Annotated in this window: 12 protein-coding genes; 7 read left to right on the top strand and 5 right to left on the bottom strand. The window is 69.6% G+C overall.

Annotated elements, in window-relative coordinates; genetic code table 11:
• Window positions 1-137 precede the first annotated feature (137 nt).
• The 3 genes from JAO81_RS01150 (at window position 138) to JAO81_RS01140 (ending at window position 4057) form a co-directional block, all read left to right on the top strand.
• Window positions 138-1097, top strand: coding sequence for an ROK family protein (locus JAO81_RS01150; protein ID WP_199545807.1), 960 nt, complete (start codon window positions 138-140; stop codon window positions 1095-1097).
• Between the two features lie 337 nt (window positions 1098-1434).
• Entirely contained in the window at window positions 1435-2913 is a 1479-nt protein-coding gene (locus JAO81_RS01145; protein WP_199545806.1) for a cellulase family glycosylhydrolase, read from the top strand.
• 124 nt (window positions 2914-3037) lie between these two features.
• The gene (locus JAO81_RS01140) at window positions 3038-4057 is read left to right on the top strand and encodes a LacI family DNA-binding transcriptional regulator (protein ID WP_199545805.1); all 1020 of its coding nucleotides are present in this window, start codon (window positions 3038-3040) and stop codon (window positions 4055-4057) included.
• Between the two features lie 90 nt (window positions 4058-4147).
• On the opposite strand, the gene JAO81_RS01135 is transcribed toward JAO81_RS01140, so the two are convergent.
• Both JAO81_RS01135 and JAO81_RS01130 read right to left on the bottom strand, forming a co-directional pair.
• Window positions 4148-5185, bottom strand: a complete 1038-nt coding sequence (locus JAO81_RS01135; RefSeq protein WP_199545804.1) for a LacI family DNA-binding transcriptional regulator — start codon at window positions 5183-5185, stop codon at window positions 4148-4150.
• Entirely contained in the window at window positions 5182-7647 is a 2466-nt protein-coding gene (locus tag JAO81_RS01130; RefSeq protein ID WP_199545803.1) for a glycoside hydrolase family 2 protein, read from the bottom strand. The genes JAO81_RS01135 and JAO81_RS01130 overlap by 4 nt, the downstream gene beginning before the upstream one ends.
• A 270-nt stretch (window positions 7648-7917) precedes the next feature.
• On the opposite strand from JAO81_RS01130, the gene JAO81_RS01125 reads away from it, so the two are divergent.
• From JAO81_RS01125 to JAO81_RS01110, 4 genes are all read left to right on the top strand, one after another.
• The gene (locus JAO81_RS01125; RefSeq protein ID WP_199545802.1) at window positions 7918-9237 is read left to right on the top strand and encodes an ABC transporter substrate-binding protein; all 1320 of its coding nucleotides are present in this window, start codon (window positions 7918-7920) and stop codon (window positions 9235-9237) included.
• Window positions 9238-9350: 113 nt separating this feature from the next.
• Window positions 9351-10322 carry a carbohydrate ABC transporter permease gene (locus tag JAO81_RS01120; RefSeq protein ID WP_199545945.1) on the top strand — a complete coding sequence of 324 codons (972 nt, stop codon included), beginning with the start codon at window positions 9351-9353 and terminating at the stop codon, window positions 10320-10322.
• Complete coding sequence (locus JAO81_RS01115; protein WP_233414772.1) at window positions 10319-11215, top strand: carbohydrate ABC transporter permease; 897 nt, start codon at window positions 10319-10321, stop codon at window positions 11213-11215. The genes JAO81_RS01120 and JAO81_RS01115 overlap by 4 nt, the downstream gene beginning before the upstream one ends.
• A gap of 124 nt (window positions 11216-11339) precedes the next feature.
• Window positions 11340-11906, top strand: a complete 567-nt coding sequence (locus JAO81_RS01110) for a hypothetical protein (protein ID WP_233414771.1) — start codon at window positions 11340-11342, stop codon at window positions 11904-11906.
• Between the two features lie 86 nt (window positions 11907-11992).
• On the opposite strand, the gene JAO81_RS01105 is transcribed toward JAO81_RS01110, so the two are convergent.
• The 3 genes from JAO81_RS01105 to JAO81_RS01095 form a co-directional block, all read right to left on the bottom strand.
• Window positions 11993-13501 (bottom strand): DUF4246 domain-containing protein, encoded by a 1509-nt coding sequence (locus JAO81_RS01105; RefSeq protein ID WP_199545801.1) that lies wholly within the window; start codon window positions 13499-13501, stop codon window positions 11993-11995.
• Window positions 13502-14136: 635 nt separating this feature from the next.
• Window positions 14137-15519 (bottom strand): L-serine ammonia-lyase, encoded by a 1383-nt coding sequence (locus JAO81_RS01100; RefSeq protein ID WP_199545800.1) that lies wholly within the window; start codon window positions 15517-15519, stop codon window positions 14137-14139.
• A gap of 184 nt (window positions 15520-15703) precedes the next feature.
• The gene (locus JAO81_RS01095; RefSeq protein ID WP_199545799.1) at window positions 15704-17350 is read right to left on the bottom strand and encodes an APC family permease; all 1647 of its coding nucleotides are present in this window, start codon (window positions 17348-17350) and stop codon (window positions 15704-15706) included.
• Window positions 17351-17406: the final 56 nt, after the last annotated feature.

The raw sequence follows: 17406 nt of genomic DNA, 5'->3' as shown, positions 1-17406 counted from the left end.
TACGAAGGTAGGTCGCCGCCGAAGCGCGGAAGGTTGCCGGGTCTTCCGAGCGAGGAACTTAAGCGGTTAAGTATTCTCCTGGACAGTCACGGTGACACGGCGCCCGGCCTTCGCCCCGCGCCGGGAGAGGGAGGGTCATGTACGCGGCGTTGGACATCGGCGGTACGAAGATCGCGGGGGCGCTCGTCGACGAGGAGGGTCGGGTGGTGCGGCGCACCCAGCGCCCGACTCCCGCACACGAGTCCGCGCGGGTGCTCATGGAGGCGGTCGGCGCCGTCCTCGACGGTCTGGCCGGCGACCCCGCCTGGGGTGTCATCCGCGGCCTCGGCATCGCGAGCGCCGGTCCGGTGGATACGGCGAAGGGCACCGTGAGCCCGGTCAACATCCCTGCCTGGCGGGGCTTTCCGCTGGTGGACGAGGTGCGCGCGTATCCCTCGCTGTTCGCCGGGCTCGAGCCGGTCCTGGTCGGGGACGCCGTGGCGATGGCGGCGGCGGAGCACTGGAAAGGCGCCGCGCGTGATGTCGGCCATGCGCTGTGCATGGTGGTCTCGACGGGCGTCGGCGGCGGGCTGATCCTCAACGGGCGTCTGCATCAAGGGCGTTCGGGCAACGCCGGCCACATCGGGCACATCAGCGTGGATCTCGACGGCTCCCTCTGCCCGTGCGGCGCGCGCGGCTGCGTCGAAGGGCTTGCCAGCGGAGGTGCGATCGCCCGGCAGGCGCTGGCGGCGGGCTGGACGCCGGCGCAAGGCGAGGAGGCGACGGCGGCGGCGGTCGCGGTGTCCGCCGGGCAGGGTGATGCGCGGGCCCTTGCGGCCTTCGACCGTGCGGCGCGGGCGCTCGCCGCGGCCGTCGCGGCCACGGCCTCGCTGGTCGAGATCGAGGCGGTGGTCATCGGCGGCGGTGTGGCACAGGCCGGTGACCTGCTGTTCGCGCCGCTCCGGCGCCACCTCGACTCCTACGCCACGCTGGACTTCGTCCGCGGGCTCCAGGTCAGGCCCGCGGCTCTCGCGCAGGACGCCGGCCTGGTGGGGGCCGCCGCGGCGGCGCGGGCCTCGGTGCGCCGACCGTGCTCCCCTGAAGAAGTGTTCACTTAACCGGTTCTGTAGAAACCATTGTGCTCGCTTTCCGTGCCCCCTAATGTCGTGGCCGTCGCCGAGCGGAAGCGTGCGAACCGGTGTCCGGCCTTGCGTTCCAGCAGGTCGGGCGTGCCCCCGACAGCTCCCCGCGTGCCGCTCGGCCACGCCGCCGCCCGGGTGCGCGCCTCGCGCTCCCGGGCGGCGGCCGACCGGGTGCCGAGCCGGCAGTCCTGGTCTGCTGTGCCCGGTTAAGCGGGCACGGCCCCGTACCGCCCCTGTTGCCACGTCGCGCCCAGGGCTGCCCCATACCGGCGGCCCGACCACCGGCGCGCACCGATCGAACCAGGAGCAGTAGATGAGACGCACACGAGCCGCCGCTGCGGTCGCCGCCTTGCTGGCCGCCTGCGCCACACCGCCGGCGCTCTCCCCGTCCGCACAGGCCGCACCGGACGGACGTGCCGCACCGGCCGCACAGCCCGCACCGGACGGACAGGCCGCACAGCCCGCATCAGCCGAACAGGCCGCGGACGCACCAGGGTTCCATATCCGCAACGGCCGTCTGCTCGACGCCGACGACCAGGACTTCGTCCTGCGCGGGGTCAACCACGCGCACACCTGGTACCCCGACAGGACCGACCGGGCGCTCGCCGACATCAAGGCCAAGGGCGCCAATTCCGTACGGGTCGTCCTGAGCACCGGTGACCAGTGGACCAGGAACGACACCGCCGATGTCGCCCACGTCGTCAAGGAGTGCAAGCAGAACCGCCTGATCTGTGTCCTGGAGGCCCATGACACGACGGGCTACGGCGAGGCGGGCGCGGCCGCGCCGCTGTCGAAGGCGGTCGACTACTGGCTGAGTATCAAGGACGCCCTCGTCGGCCAGGAGAAGTACGTCCTGGTCAACATCGGCAACGAGCCCTACGGCAACGCGAACTACAGCGCATGGACCGACGACACGAAGGCGGCGGTCGGCCGCCTTCGCGCCGGCGGACTCGACCACACGCTGATGGTCGACGCACCCAACTGGGGCCAGGACTGGTCCTTCACCATGCGGGACAACGCGGCCGCTGTGATGGCCGCCGACCCGGACCGCAACATCCTGTTCGACATCCACATGTACGGCGTCTTCGACACCCCGGCGGAGGTGAGCGACTACCTCAACCGGTTCGTCGCCGCCCAACTGCCCATCGTGGTCGGCGAGTTCGGAGACATGCACTCGGACGGCAACCCGGACGAGGACGCCATCCTCGCCACCACCCGGTCCCTGGACCTCGGCTTCATGGGCTGGTCCTGGAGCGGCAACGGGAGCGGGGTCGAGTACCTCGACCTGGTCCGGAACTTCGACGCGAACGCGCCCTCCGACTGGGGCAAGCGCCTGTTCGACGGCGCTGACGGCATCAGGGCCACCGCCAAGGAAGCCGGCGTCTTCGGCGGCGGCACCGACCCGGACCCTGACCCTGACCCTGACCCCGACCCCGACCCCGACCCCGACCCGGACCCCGACCCGGGCAGCGGCGCCTGCGCGGTCACCTACCGGCTGAGCGACTGGGGCAGTTCGTTCAACGCCGACATCACCGTCCGCAACACGTCCGACCGGCAGATCGACGGCTGGAAGCTCGACTTCGCCTTCCCCGGCCGGCAGCGGATCAACTCGGTGTGGAACGCCCGGGCCGCCCAGGACGGCGCCGCGGTCCAGGTCACCCCGGAGTCCTGGACGCGCTCCATCCCCGCGGGCGGACAGGTGAGCTTCGGCCTCAACGGCTCCTCCACCGGAACGAACACGGCCCCGGCCGCCTTCACCCTCGACGGCAGGACCTGCACCACCAGTCCCTGAAGGACCCCGAAGGGATCGCACGCCTCCTGAACCCGCGTTCAGTGACCGGGAGCGCGTACCCCGGCGGCCGCCCGGTAGGGTCGCCCGCTGAGGTACGGAACCGGTACAGCAGGAGGGCGCGCGCATGAAGAGGCCGACGATTGCGGACATCGCGCGCCAGGCGGGGGTCTCCAAGGTCGCGGTCTCCTACGCCCTCAACGACCAGCCGGGCGTCTCCGCGCAGACCCGGGCCCGTATCAAGGCGATCGCCGCGGAGGTCGGCTGGCGGCCCAGCAGCGCCGCCCGGGCGCTCAACGGCGCGCAGGCCCGGGCCGTGGGCCTGGCCGTATGCCGGCCGGCCCGGACGCTGAGCGTCGAGCCCTTCTTCATGGAACTCATCGGCGGCATCGAGTCCGAACTCGCACCGCGCTCCATCGCCCTCATGCTCCAGACCGTCACGAGCCATGACGACGAGATCGAGCTCTACCGCCGCTGGTGGGGCGAGGGCAGGGTGGACGGCGCCCTCCTGGTGGACCTGCACGACGACGACGTAAGGGTGGCCGCGCTCGCCGCCATGGATCTGCCGGTGGTGGCCCTGGGTCCGCCGCGGGCGGCCGGTGCCGTGCCCGCCGTCTGGTCCGACGACGGCGCGAGTGTCCACGAGACCGTCGCCTATCTCGCCGCTCTCGGACACCGCGCCATCGCGCGGGTGGCCGGGCTGCCGCAGCTCGCGCACACCACCGTGCGCGACGCCGCCTTCGAGGAGAGCTGCCGCGCGGCGGGGCTGCCCGCGCCCACGGTGGTGCACACCGACTACTCCGGCGAGGAGGGTGCCCGCGCGACCCGCCGGCTGCTCATCGCCTCGGAGCGCCCCACCGCGATCGTCTACGACAACGACATCATGGCCGTCGCGGGTCTGTCGGTCGCCCAGGAGCTGAACCTGGAAGTCCCCCGGGATCTGTCCCTCGTGGCGTGGGACGACTCGCCCTTCACGCAGGCGGTGCGCCCCCAACTCACCGCCCTCACCCGGGACATCGGCGAGTACGGAGCCCTCGCCGCCCGCACGCTCCTCGCCGCGGTCGGCAAGGAGGACGTACGGCACAGCCAGGTGCCGGCCGCCCGCCTGCTGCCCCGCGCGAGCACCAGCCCGCCGCGTACGGCCTGAAGCCGCCACCGGCCTGAAGCCGGACACCGGCCTCTCCAGACACCGGCCCCTCCGCGCGCCGGCCCTCAGCCCACCAGCCCACCCTGCCGTTCAAGAGACAGCCGCACGGAGCGAGGCCGTGGAGCCGCGCGGTGTGAGCGAGGGCGTCATCACGGGGCGCGGACGCACCGGCCGGCCGGCGATGACGTCGAACAACTCGCGTGCCACCTCCGCTCCGAAGCCGTGCACGTCATGGCTCATCGCCGAGAGTGTCGGATGCGTCAGGCGGCACAGCTGGGAGTCGTCCCAGGCGAGCAGCGACAGTTCGTCCGGCACCGTGACCCCCATCTCGGCGGCGACGCCGAGGCCGGCGACCGCCATGATGTCGTTGTCGTAGACGATCGCGGTCGGCCGCTCGGGCCGCAGCAGCAGCGAGCGGGTCGCCCGCGCCCCTTCCTCGCCCGCGAATCCCGTGTCCACCGGGGTGGTCGGGGGCAGGCCGAGCGCGCGCAGCGTGTCCTGGAAGGCCCGTTCGCGGATGGCGCTGTGCCCCCGCCCGGCAGGCCCCCCGCCGCGGGCGAGGCGGCGGTGCCCGGGCGCGGCGAGAACCCCCCCCCCCCCGCCCCCCCCCCCCGCGTCGTCCGTCCAGATCGACGGGATCCCGCCGGTGAGGTCGGGATGCCCGACCGCCACCGCCGGGATGCCGAGTTCCTTGAGCGGTGCGATACGGGGATCGTCCTGGTGGAAGTCGACCAGGATGGATCCGCCGACCTGGCGTTCGCGCCACCACGTCTCCTGCAGCGCGATCTCCTCGTCCAGACCGCTGACGAGGCGCAACAGAAGCGAGCAGGAGCGCTCGGCGAGAACGCTCTCGATCCCGGAGATGAAGTCCATGTAGAACGGCCCGAGCCCGAGCAGCCGCGCCGGCCGGCACAGGGCGAGGCCGATGGTGTCCGGCCGTCGCGTCGACAGGCTGCGCGCGGAGGAGTTGGGGGCCCAGCCCAGCTCCCGCGCGACGGTGAAGATGCGCTCCCGCGTGGCCTCGGACAGGCCGGGCTTGTGGTTGAACGCGATCGACACCGCACCTTTGGAGACCCCGGCGGCGGCCGCGACTTCCTTGATCGTGATGCGCTGGGCGGGTGCGCTCACGCCGGTTCCACGCAGAACAAGGCCGCGCGGATCGCGTTCGCGCCGGCGCCCGCCGCTCCCCGTATCCGCAGACGCGTCCGCTCCCCGGGGAGCAGGGTGAGCAGGCCGCGGTCGGCCGTCGCACCGGGAGCGAGGCGGTCGGCCTGCAGCAGAAGATCCCGTACGAGCGTCTGCGCGGTCACCACCACGTCGAGGGTGTCCGGATCGCCGCCCACGGTCTCCACGGCGATGTCGAAGCGCGGCACGGGATAGTCGAACTCCTTGTCCCGTACGGGGAGATGGACGGCCCGCAGGTCCTCGGCGTCGGCCACCAGATACTCCTTCGCGGAGCCCGCGGCCGGCTGCGCCTGAGGCGGTACGGGCAGCCGCAGCACCTCGCGCCCTGGCACGGTGAGCCCGAGGGAGATACGGGCGGCCACGGTGCCGTCGGTCCGCAGCAGACGCAGCGTGACCTCGGTGTCCCATGGCTCGGCGCCCAGGTTGGACAGCGCCAACTCGGGCCCGTCCGCGCCTGGTTGGAGGGTCAGGAGTCGGTCGGCGTAGACACGGCGCAGCTCGTGGTGGAGCGGCTTGAGGCGCCCGTCGCCGTCGATCGAGGACCAGGAGCTGACGGGCCAGCAGTCGTTGATCTGCCAGACGATGGTGCCCGCACAGCGCGGCCAGTGGGAGCGCCAGTGCTCGATCCCGGCGGCGACGGCACGTGCCTGGACGACCTGGGTGAGGTAGTGCCAGCGGTCGAAGTCGCCCTCGGGCAGCGCGAAATGGCGCTCCACGCCACGGTTCAGCTTGCCGTTGCCGTCCTCGGCCTTCTGGTGGTGCAGCATGCCGGGGGAGTCGGGCGCGAGCCGCTCGCCGGGCAGGGCGCGGCGCAGCGTGGCAAGCGCGGGGGGCGCCTGCCAGCCGAACTCGGAGACGAAGCGCGGCACGTTCGCCAGGTACTCGCTGTAGTCCCGCCGGTTCCACGCCTCCCACGAGTGGTATGTGCCGTGGTCCGGGTCGTTGGGGTGGTGGTTCCAGGAGCCCGACCACGGGCTGCCCGCGCTGTACGCCCGTGTCGGATCGAGCTCGGCGACCACGCGCGGAAGCAGCCCCAGGTAGTAGCCCTCGCCCCAGGAGTCGCCGGCGAGCGGCTCCTCCCAGTCCCAGTCGCGAAAGCCCCACAGGTTCTCGTTGTTGCCGTTCCACAGCACGAGGCTGGGGTGCGGCATCAGGCGTACGACGTTCTCGCGCGCCTCCGCCTCGACCTCCCCGCGCAGCGGCTGCTCCTCCGGGTAGGCGGCGCAGGCGAAGAGGAAGTCCTGCCAGACCATCAGGCCCAGTTCGTCGCAGACGTCGTAGAAGGCGTCGTCCTCGTAGATGCCGCCGCCCCAGATGCGGACGAGGTCCACGTTGGCCGCGGCGGTCTGCTCCAGGCGGGTCCGGTAGCGCTCGGGGGTGACGCGGGAGGGCAGGACGTCGTCGGGGATCCAGTTCACGCCGCGTACGAAGATGCGCTCGCCGTTGACGACGAAGGTGAATCCGGAGCCGTGCGCGTCGGTGCTCCGGTCGAGCTCGACGGTGCGGAAACCCACTCGCCGTCGCCACATGTCGAGCGGCTCTCCGGTGGCGAGCCGCTCTCCGACGCCCGGCGCCTTCTCGTCGTCCAGCGGCTCGCCCGCGTCGAGCAGCGTCAACTCCACGTCGTACAGCGGCTGTTCACCATGCCCGCGCGGCCACCACAGCCGTACGTCCGGCACGTCGAGCACGACCGTCGCGTGGCCCCCGAGCACCTCGGCGCGCGCGGTCACGCCCGCCACCGTGGCCTGGGCGAGGAGCGGCCGGCCCGCTCCGGCCGCGGTGCGTTCCACGTCGAGGTGAAGCTCCACGCGCCCGTTCGTCCCGTCCACGGTCACCAGTGGGCGCACCTGCGCGAGCCGGGCCGTCGACCAGTGCTCGAGGCGGACCGGGCGCCACATGCCGGCCGTGACCACGGTCGGCCCCCAGTCCCAGCCGAAGTTCGCCGCCATCTTGCGGATGTACTGGAACGGCTCGGGATAGACGTTGGGCCGGTCCCCGGTCAGCTGCCGCACGGACTCCGCCTCTTCGTACGCGGAGGTGAAGGTGACGTTCAACTCGCCGCTGCGGCCCGTGACATCGAACCGGTACGAGCGGTGCATATTGCGGGTGCGGCCCAGCTCCACGCCGTCCAGCGTGAGCGTGGCGGCGGTGTCCAGGCCGTCGAAGACCAGGTCGGTGCGCTCATGCGCCGCCGCATGCGTCTCCTCGCCGGTCAACTGGCGCCGGTAGGTCCAGGGTTGCCGCCCCACCCAGGCCACGTCGTGCTCGTTCGTGCCCAGGAAGGGGTCGGGGATGAGGTCCGCGGCGAGCAGATCCGTGTGGACGCAGCCGGGTACGCGGGCTTCGAGCAGCGTCCCTTCGTGGCTGAGCTGCCAGCCTTCCGTCAGCTGGACGACGTCCTTCATCAGCGGCTCCTTTTCGACAGGGGCAGACCCTGGTCGGTGGTGACGCCCGTCAACCTAACCTCCCAGTGATTAACCGGTCCAGTCCCCAGAAGCGATCACCACCGCACAGAACAATGCAGTTGGGCGCCGTGTGGGCGTCATGAGAGGTGAGCCGTGCGGTAACGATTGAGTATCGCGCTGGAAATCGGAGCTTTACCGGTTCACACATCGCTGACATAGTGCCGTCAGCCGCTGGGGCCTGAGCCGTAGTCCGGATAAGGAGTTGGGCACATGAGGAGGAAGCCGCTGAGCGCGGTGCTGCTTGCCACCGCGCTGTTGACGGTCGCGGGGTGTGGTGGCGGGGGAGCCTCGTCCGGGGAAGCGGCCACCGCTCCCTCGGACCCCGGCAAGGTGTCGGGCACGATCACGGTGCTGACCAACCGCACCGATCTCGTGCAGGACGGCACGATGGGGAAGTACGCCGCCGAGTTCAAGAAGGCCTATCCCAAGGTGACGGTGAAGTTCCAGGGCATCACCGACTACGAGGGCGAGGTGAAGATCCGGATGAACACCGAGAACTACGGCGACGTCCTGCTCATCCCCTCCGTGATCGCCAAGGGCGACTACCCGAAGTTCTTCGCCCCGCTGGGCGACACCAAGGACATGGCCGAGAAGTACCGCTTCACCGGCAAGACGGACGTCAAGGGCAAGACGTACGGCATAGCCAACTTCGGTACGGTCAACGGCCTCGTCTACAACAAGAAGGTGTGGGAGCGGGCCGGCATCACCGACTGGCCGACGACTCCGGACGAGTTCCTTACGGACCTGGGCGCCGTCAAGGAGAAGACCGGCGCGACGCCGTACTACACCAACTTCAAGGACGGCTGGCCGCTGAGCAGCCCCTGGACCAACAGCGTCGGCTCGGTCAGCTGCGACCCCCTGGCCTCCGACGCGCTGGCGGCCGCCGACAAGCCGTGGGCCGACGGCAGCGATCTCCATGTCGTCGACACCCTGCTCCACGACATCGTGCACGGCAAGCTGTCCGAGAAGGACCCGACCACCACCAACTGGGAGACCTCCAAGACGGATCTGGCCAAAGGCAAGATCAGCAGCATGCTGCTCGGCTCCTGGGCCGTGAACCAGATGCGCGACGCCGCCACCAAGGCGGGCATGAACCCGGACGACATCGGGTTCATGCCCTTCCCGGCGCAGAAGGACGGCAAGTACTGCGCCACCCTGCTCTCCGACTACCAACTCGCCGTGAACACCCACTCGGAGCACAAGGAAGCCGCGCGGGCCTGGATCGACTGGTTCACCGAGAAGTCGGGCTTCGCCGCCAAGGAGGGCGGGGTCTCGGCCCTGAAGGCCATGAAGCTTCCGGATGTCCTCAAGCCGTACCAGGACAACGATGTCAGCTTGATCGAGCGCTCCGAGGCGAAGACCGAGCAGGTCAACGCCATCGACAACGCCTCCGAGATCGGCCTCGCCAAGCAGGACTACCGCCAGAAGCTGATCGACATCGCCCGCGGCGCTCAGGAGGGGTCCCTGCAGGACTACCTCGACGAGCTCGACCTGCGCTGGGCCGAAGCGGCCGCGACCGTCGGCAACTGACCCGGACGCGAGCACGGGGCCCCGCACCGCCCGCGAGGCGGGGCCCTCGTGCTCGCCCCACGCTCGACGCGGATCACGAAAGGCCGTCCGAGATGACCGACACCACGTCGGAGATGACCGACACCACGTCCAAGTCGCCCCCCGCGCCCGCCCGTTCGGCCTTCCCGGCCGCCGCGCGCGGAGTGCGGCACGGCACGTCGCCCACCCGCTCCTGGCGGGATCATCCGCTGCGGCGGATCACGCCCTGGCTGTTCCTGCTCGCGCCGCTGGCCCTGCTGATCACGTTCACGTATGTCCCCGTGGGCAACATGATCTATTACAGCTTCACGGACTGGGACGGCGTGAGCCCCGACCGGAACTTCACCGGCGTGGACAACTACACCCAGCTCTTCACCCGGCCCGAGCTGTTCCGGGTGTTCTTCGTGAGCTTCTACTATCTGGCGGCCTCGGCCGTGCAGATCGTGATCGCGCTCTACTTCGCGACGGTGCTCAGCTTCGACCTGCGCTTTCGCAACCTCTTCAAGGGGATCCTGTTCTTCCCCTACTTGATCAACGGCGTCGCCATCGGGTTCGTCTTCCTCTACTTCTTCCAGGACGGCGGCACCCTCGACGCGGTCCTGTCGTGGTTCGGCGCCGACGGCGACAAGGCCTGGCTCGGCGACCCGGAGTCCGCCAACACCTCGCTCGCGGGCGTTTCCGTGTGGCGCTTCACCGGCCTCAACTTCGTGCTCTTCCTGGGCGCGATCCAGTCGGTCCCGGGGGAGTTGTACGAGGCGGCGCAGCTCGACGGCGCGAGCCGCTGGCAGCAGTTCCGGCACATCATCGCGCCGAGCATCCGGCCCGTTCTGAGCCTCAGCGTCATCCTGGCGATCTCCGGCTCCCTGGCCGTCTTCGAGATCCCGTACATCATGACCGGCGGCGCCACCGGCACCCAGACCTTCGTCATCCAGACGGTGAAGCTCGCCTTCCAGTTCAACAAGACCGGTCTGGCCTCGGCCTGCGCCGTGGTGCTGCTGCTGATCATCCTGGCGGTCACCTGGCTCCAGCGGCGGATCGTGCCCGACGAGAAGGTGGACCTCGTATGACCACGCTGACCCCCGACCGGCGCACCCGCACCGCTCCGCGGCGGCCCCGAGCCGGCCGCAGCACGGTGCGCCGGCCCCGCGCCGGCACGGCCCTGACGTATCTCTCGCTGGTCGTCGCGTCGCTCGTGGTCCTCGTGCCGCTGGCCGTCGTCTTCCTCACCTCGCTGAAGACCTCCCGCGAGGTGGCCGACGGCGGCGCGCTGAGCCTGCCAGGCGACTGGCTCAACTTCTCCAACTACGCGACCGCGTTCCACGACGGCAAGATGCTCACGGCGTTCGGGAACACGGCGTTCATCCTGTTGTTCTCGATCACCGGCACGGTCCTGATCGGGTCGATGACGGCGTACGCCATCGACCGCTTCGAGTTCCGGCTCAAGAAGACGGTCATGGCCCTGTTCCTGATCGCCACGCTCGTGCCGGGCGTGACCACGCAGGTGGCGACCTTCCAAGTGGTCAACAGCTTCGGCCTGGTGGACACGCGCTGGGCGCCGATCCTGCTCTACATGGGCACGGACATCGTGTCGATCTACATCTTCCTGCAGTTCATCCGGGGGATCCCGACCTCGCTCGACGAGGCGGCGCGGCTCGACGGCGCGAACACCTTCACCATCTACCGCAAGATCATTTTTCCGCTGCTCAAGCCGGCGATCGCCACCGTCGTCATCGTCAAGGGCATCACGACGTACAACGACTTCTACATCCCGTTCCTCTACATGCCCTCCGAGGACAACGGCACGATCTCCACGGCCCTGTTCCGCTTCAAGGGCCCGTTCGGCGCGCACTGGGAGAACATCTCGGCCGGCGCGATCCTGGTGATCGTCCCGACCCTCCTCGTCTTCCTCTTCCTGCAGCGCTACATCTACAACGGGTTCGCGCAGGGGGCCACCAAGTAGGGGGCGGGCGGGGGCCGGTGCTCGCGTGGGGTGGTGCCCGGTGAGTTGATGCTCAGACGATGCGGGGTCGCATTGAGTACGGGTACTCATGTGGGCGGCGGCCGGTGAGCCGCATCGTACGGGCATGAGATCAACACGCTTCCCGAAGAAGTCCCTGGCGGCGGCCGCGCTCGGCGGCATCCTCCTGACCGGCCTCGGCGCGGCACACGCCACCGCCGCTCCGGCCCCCGTGACCGGCACGGCCGTCGCGACCGACCCTGCGGAGACCCGGTTCCTCGAACTGGCGGACCTCATCGCACAGAGCTGCTCCCTCGCCTTCCCCACCGCCACAGCGGGCGTGGCGACGACCGCCAGCGTCGCGCCGGTGCCGCTGACCGCACAGGAGCAGTGCGCCGCGCAGCGCCACCAGTCCCGTATCAGCAGGGCCTTCTCGGGGACCGGCAGCCCGTCGTACGAGGCGCTGCGCGACAAGCTGAAGACCCTGCGCTACCCGGCCGCCCGGATCCACCGGATGCCGGACTTCTCGGGTGAGCCGGTGGTACGGATCGACTTGCGGGTGGGCGCGGACCACCTGGCCGTGCAGGTGACCGACATCGGCAACGGTGTGATGGTCGAGGCCTTCGGCGCTCCGGACGGCGTGAGCGTCACCGCGGTCCGCGTCGAGCGACAGGTGGACTGGCCCACGTCCTGAGCCTGGTGAGCCTGGTGAGCCGGGCAGCCGCGCGGCCGCCCGGCACTCAGCGCCTCATGACCCCACTACCCCACTACCCCCGTGTCTCAGTGCTCGCAGAGGGAGAACTCCCGCTCGTAGACCTGCTCGTTGTGCTCGTCGACGAAGAACTTCCGCTCCCGCATGAGCTGTTCGCGGTAGCTCTTCGCCTGCTCCACCGTCATGGTCGAGGTGTCGGACCACGGCTGCTGCGGGGGCACGTCGGCGGTCGAGACGATCGTCTCCGACGGGTCGACCAGGAAGAACGCCAGAATCTTGCGATGCCCCGGCCGGGTCGGGTCCGCGAGCCGGAACGAACCGACCCGGTGCTGCAAGATGTTCGGAAACGCCAGGCAGCGGCCCGCCGGAGTCGCTGCCGAGCCGAGTACCTGGTTCAGGGCGTCCTCGTTCTCCAGGCCGTAGACCTCACGTATGCCGTTGTCGTCGTTCTGTTCGTAGTCCGGGTCGTCGACCGCCGTACGGAAGCTCAGCCGGCTCTCCGTGATGTTCTCGCTGTCCCAGTAGTAGATGCCCGTGGAGACGATCCGCTCGTTGAGCATCCCCTCGACATGCCACGAACCCCCGTTGTACGCGGGCTTGTCCGGGGTGAGGTGGATCGTGGCCAGCTTGACGATGACCTGGAGGCGGCGGCCGCGCAGGCCGACCGGGACGAAGTCGTCCGGCAGCGTGGGCGGGGTGAACTCCGGGGCGTCCGGGACGACCGGGCGACGGTTCTCCCACCAGTCGTCCTGGGCCGCTTCGTAGGCGCGCACCGCTTCCTGGTACGCCGCGTCGTCGCCGTAGGCGTCCTTGTCCGGGTACTCCGGCTCCGAGTCGTACCACGCATAAGGATCGGCCTCGATCCGCAGCGGCAGCGGGTAGCACGCATCGGTGAGCACGTTCTCGAAGAGCGGGAGCATCCGCGCGAACAAGTCGGGCAGTGCGGCGGCCAGTTCGCGATGCCGCTCGGGGTGGACGTTGTTGACGTACGAGAGGAAGGCGGCCTTGCCGTCGTCGCCGACCTCGACGTCCGTGGGCAGCCACTGGAACCGCTCCGAGAACTCGTGCTTCGAGTAGCGGTCCGTCGGATTCCGCCAAGCCCGCTCAGGGGCGCCGCTCGCCTCGCGCACCAGACAGAACAGCGAGGGATGCACCAGATCGAGCACCTGGCCCTCCGATCCGGGATGCCAGTCGAGCTCGTCCTCGGGGACCTCTTCGAGAACCCGGACCGCCTCGCGCAGCCGGGACCCGAGCGCGTCGTCGACCAGGGTGTCCGACTGCCACACCCCGTCGACGGCGGACACCTCGACGCCGGTCCGCTGGTCTCGCAGCCCGGCGTAGTACGCCAACTCGTCCAGCACATACCGCACTTGAGCCTCGGTGAGACCCTGGGCGACCGCTTCCCGCGTCCACTTGGCGACGATCCCCGGGTCGTTCATCTTGTCGAACCACCCCGGCTTCGCCCGCAACTGGGCACTGCACTGCATCATCTCAAGCTCCCGCAACGTCCGGGGACTTGAGGTCGATCGGAAACGCGATGCCTGAAAAGGCAGCGGAAAAGCAGACAGGCCAGTCACTTCTCTGGATCCTCCGTGTCGGCGTGCGATGGCCGGAAGGATATGCGAGCCGACTGACACGACCGCCGCACGGAGTTCGGATCAACGCCTGGCGTCCGCGGCGACCAATCACTGGGGTTGGCGTGAGTCCGCTGCGTCGGTCTTCATGTCCGATCGCATCACGTGCGCTCCTGAGAGCGAGAGTGACTGCTTCTTCGAAGGCGGCGCGTTCGGGATCGTGGTACTGCAGTCCGTCATCTACAGCCTCACGCAATGTGCGCACGCTGCGGAAATACTCGCGCGCCGGACGGACGACGCGCTGAGGAAGGCTCCGTACAACTCCCGTCGGGCCTGCCGCCACTCGGCTTCCGTCGTACGCCGATCTCGACGCGCCTCGATGAGAAGACTTGACCCGGTGGCGATCACCGCACCAAGCAAGGTGGCAATGAGAGTCGTCCAATTCATGACAGAACGCTAAGGGCCGCGGAGCGTCTGTGACTACGGCTACGGATCACGTCCGCGCTCTGGTACCTGAGGCGCCGAACTGCCCGAGTTGGTAGGCGGAATACGTTTCCGACGACGGCCGCCGCCTTGCCTTGGTGGAAAAGGTGAGGCGACGGCCGGTCCAGACGAATCAGCAGGTCAGATGGTGCCCATCAGCACTCGATCACGTTCACCGCAAGCCCACCCCGCGCCGTCTCCTTGTACTTGACCTTCATGTCCGCGCCCGTCTCCTTCATGGTCTTGATGACCTTGTCGAGGGAGACCTTGTGCGAACCGTCGCCGCGCATCGCCATCTTCGCGGCCGTGACGGCCTTGACCGCGGCCATGCCGTTGCGTTCGATGCACGGGATCTGGACGAGGCCGCCGACCGGGTCGCAGGTGAGTCCCAGGTTGTGCTCCATGCCGATCTCGGCCGCGTTCTCGACCTGCTCCGGGCTGCCGCCCAGGACCTCGGCGAGCGCACCGGCCGCCATCGAGCAGGCCGAGCCGACCTCGCCCTGGCAGCCGACCTCGGCGCCGGAGATGGAGGCGTTCTCCTTGAAGAGCATGCCGATCGCACCGGCGGCGAGCAGGAAGCGGACCACGCCGTCCTCGTCCGCGCCCGGCACGAAGTTCATGTAGTGGTGCAGGACGGCCGGGAGCACGCCCGCGGCGCCGTTGGTGGGGGCGGTGACGACCCGGCCGCCGGCCGCGTTCTCCTCGTTCACGGCCATCGCGTAGATCGTGGTCCACTCGCCGCGGTGCAGCATCGGGTCACCCTCGGCGCGCAGCTGGCGGGCCTGGGCCGCGGCGCGGCGCTTGACGCGCAGACCGCCCGGCAGGATGCCCTCGCGGGCCATACCGCGGGACACACACGCCTGCATGACGCGCCAGATCTCCAGGAGCCCCTCGCGGATCTCCTCCTCGGTCCGCCAGGCCTTCTCGTTCTCCAGCATCAGCGAGGAGATCGACAGGCCCGTCTCACGGGCGAGACGCAGCATCTCGTCGCCGGAGCGGAACGGGTACTTCAGGACCGTGTCGTCCAGCTTGATCCGGTCCTCGCCGACCGCGTCCTCGTCCACGACGAAGCCGCCGCCGACCGAGTAGTAGGTCTTCTCCAGGAGGGGGGCGCCGGTCGCGTCGTACGCGAAGAGCGTCATGCCGTTCGCGTGGTACGGCAGCGAGCGGCGGCGGTGCAGGATCAGCTGGTTCGGCTCGTCGAAGTCGATGACGTGGGCATCGCCTATCTCGGCGCCCATCAGGCGCAGCTTCCCGGACGTACGGATGCGCTCCACCTCGTCGTCGGCGGTCTCGACGTCGACCGTACGAGGGGAGTGGCCCTCGAGCCCGAGCAGGACCGCCTTCGGGGTGCCGTGCCCGTGCCCCGTGGCGCCGAGCGAGCCGAAGAGCTCGGCGCGCACGGAGGCGGTCTGGGCGAGCAGACCGTCCTTCTTCAGCCGGCCCACGAACATACGGGCCGCCCGCATCGGGCCGACCGTGTGCGAGGAGGACGGGCCGATGCCGATGGAGAAGAGGTCGAAGACGGAGATTGCCACGGTGGCGGACTCCCTTGTCTGCTCGTGGGGTGTACGAGGGCGGTGCGTATGCGGGTGCGTACGAGGTGCGTATGTGCGGATTGTGTCCGACAGACGAGCCTAACGCGCCACGGCGTCGGACTCGCCTGCCGGAGGTGACCAACAGGTCACAGCTCAGGTCACCGGTCGGATCTCCGGCGGACTGTCAGGTGTGCGCGAGCTCGCGCACGTCCTCGGCCGGTACGGGTTCCTCCGCCGGGGCATCCAACACGGGGTCCGGACCCGGCAGCCCCGCCATGTGGGCCTTGATGCCGGAGCGTACGGCCCAGAAGTAGAAGCCGAGGGCCGAGACGCCGACCAGCGCGATGGCCACACCGCCCGGAATGTACCCGGCGCCGCCGAACTCCTCGCCGCCGATCGCCGAGAGCGTGCCGAGCCAAAGCAGGAAGGCGATCAGCCACCAGGCCGGGGCGAACTGCTTCCTCAGGTTCTTCTCGCCCTTGCGCTTCAGGACGACGGCCGCGATCGGGGCGGCGACCAGCGTGAGCAGCACGACCTTGCCGGTGTCCGGCCACTTCGTCCAGTACAGGGCGCAGGCCGCGAAGGCGAAGGTCAGCGGGCACAGGATCCGCGCGGCCGGAAGGCGGAACGGCCGCGGCAGCTCGGGCTTGGTCTCGCGGAAGACCCCGACGGCGATCGGGCCGATCAGATACGAGACCACCATCGCGGCGGAGACGACCGCGGCCAGCGCCTCCCAGCTGTGCCCGACGGTGAAGAGCAGGATCAGCGAGAAGCCCAGGTTCAGCCACATCGCGGGACGGGCGGTGCCGTACTTCGGGTGCACCTCGCGGATCTTCTTCGGGAAGAAGCCGGTGTCGGCGAGGTTCTGCGCCATGAACGAGGCGGAGGCGACGTTGCCGATGTTGGCGCCGGACGGCGAGATGAACGCGCCGAACTGCAGCGTCATCACGACCCAGTGCAGCGCCAGGATCTTGGCCAGGTCGGCGAACGGCGAGGCGAAGTTGATGCCGTGCCAGCCGCCGGCCGAGGCGAGCTGCTCGGGCGGTACGGAGCCGATGAAGGCGACCTGCAGCGCCAGGTAGATGACGAGACCGAGGGAGAGCGCGCCCACCAGGGCCAGCGGAATGGCGCGGCCCGGGTTCTTGGCGGCGCCGCCGAGGTTCACCACGGCCTGGAAGCCGTTGAACGCGAAGACCACACCGGAGGTGGTGACCGCGGTCATCACCGCGGACCAGCCGTTGGGCGCGAAGCCGCCGTGGTTCGTGAAGTTGCCGGTGTGGAAGCCGGAGGCGATGAGCGCGACCACGGCGAGCACCGGGATGGCGAACTTGACCAGCGTGAGCAGGTTGTTCGCCTTCGCGAGCAGCGCCACCGACCAGTAGCAGGCCAGCCAGAGCAGCACGGTCAGGGCGAAGGCCATCACCATGCCGGAGGTGGTCAGGCCCCCGTTCTCGACGAGCCCGCGCGCCCAGCCGAAGTTCCACGAGGACATGTACTGCGTGGAGGCGATCGACTCGATCGGGATCAGGGCGGCGATGGCGATCCAGCAGGCCCAGCCCGTCATGAAGCCGAGCACGGGACCGTGCGAGATCGAACCGAAGCGCGCCATGGAGCCCGGCAGCGGATAGGCGGCGCCGACCTCCGCGTACGACATGGCGATCATGCCGATGAAGACGGCGCCGATCACCCAGGCGATGATCGCGGCGGGGCCCGCGACCGCGGCGGCCTGGCCCGCGCCGAAGAGCCAGCCGGAGCCGAAGATCGAGCCGAGGCCGATCATGATCAGGGCGAAAAGACTGAGGCCTTTCCTGTTCGCCGCGCTCATATCCATGGGGTGCGTGCCGTTCTGGTCGGTCGGTGAATGTCCTTATCCAGAACGTATGTGCG

It is taken from the genome of Streptomyces sp. N35 (genome assembly GCF_016464295.1).
Lineage (GTDB): Bacteria > Actinomycetota > Actinomycetes > Streptomycetales > Streptomycetaceae > Streptomyces.
This window is presented reverse-complemented; position numbering and strand designations above follow the sequence as displayed.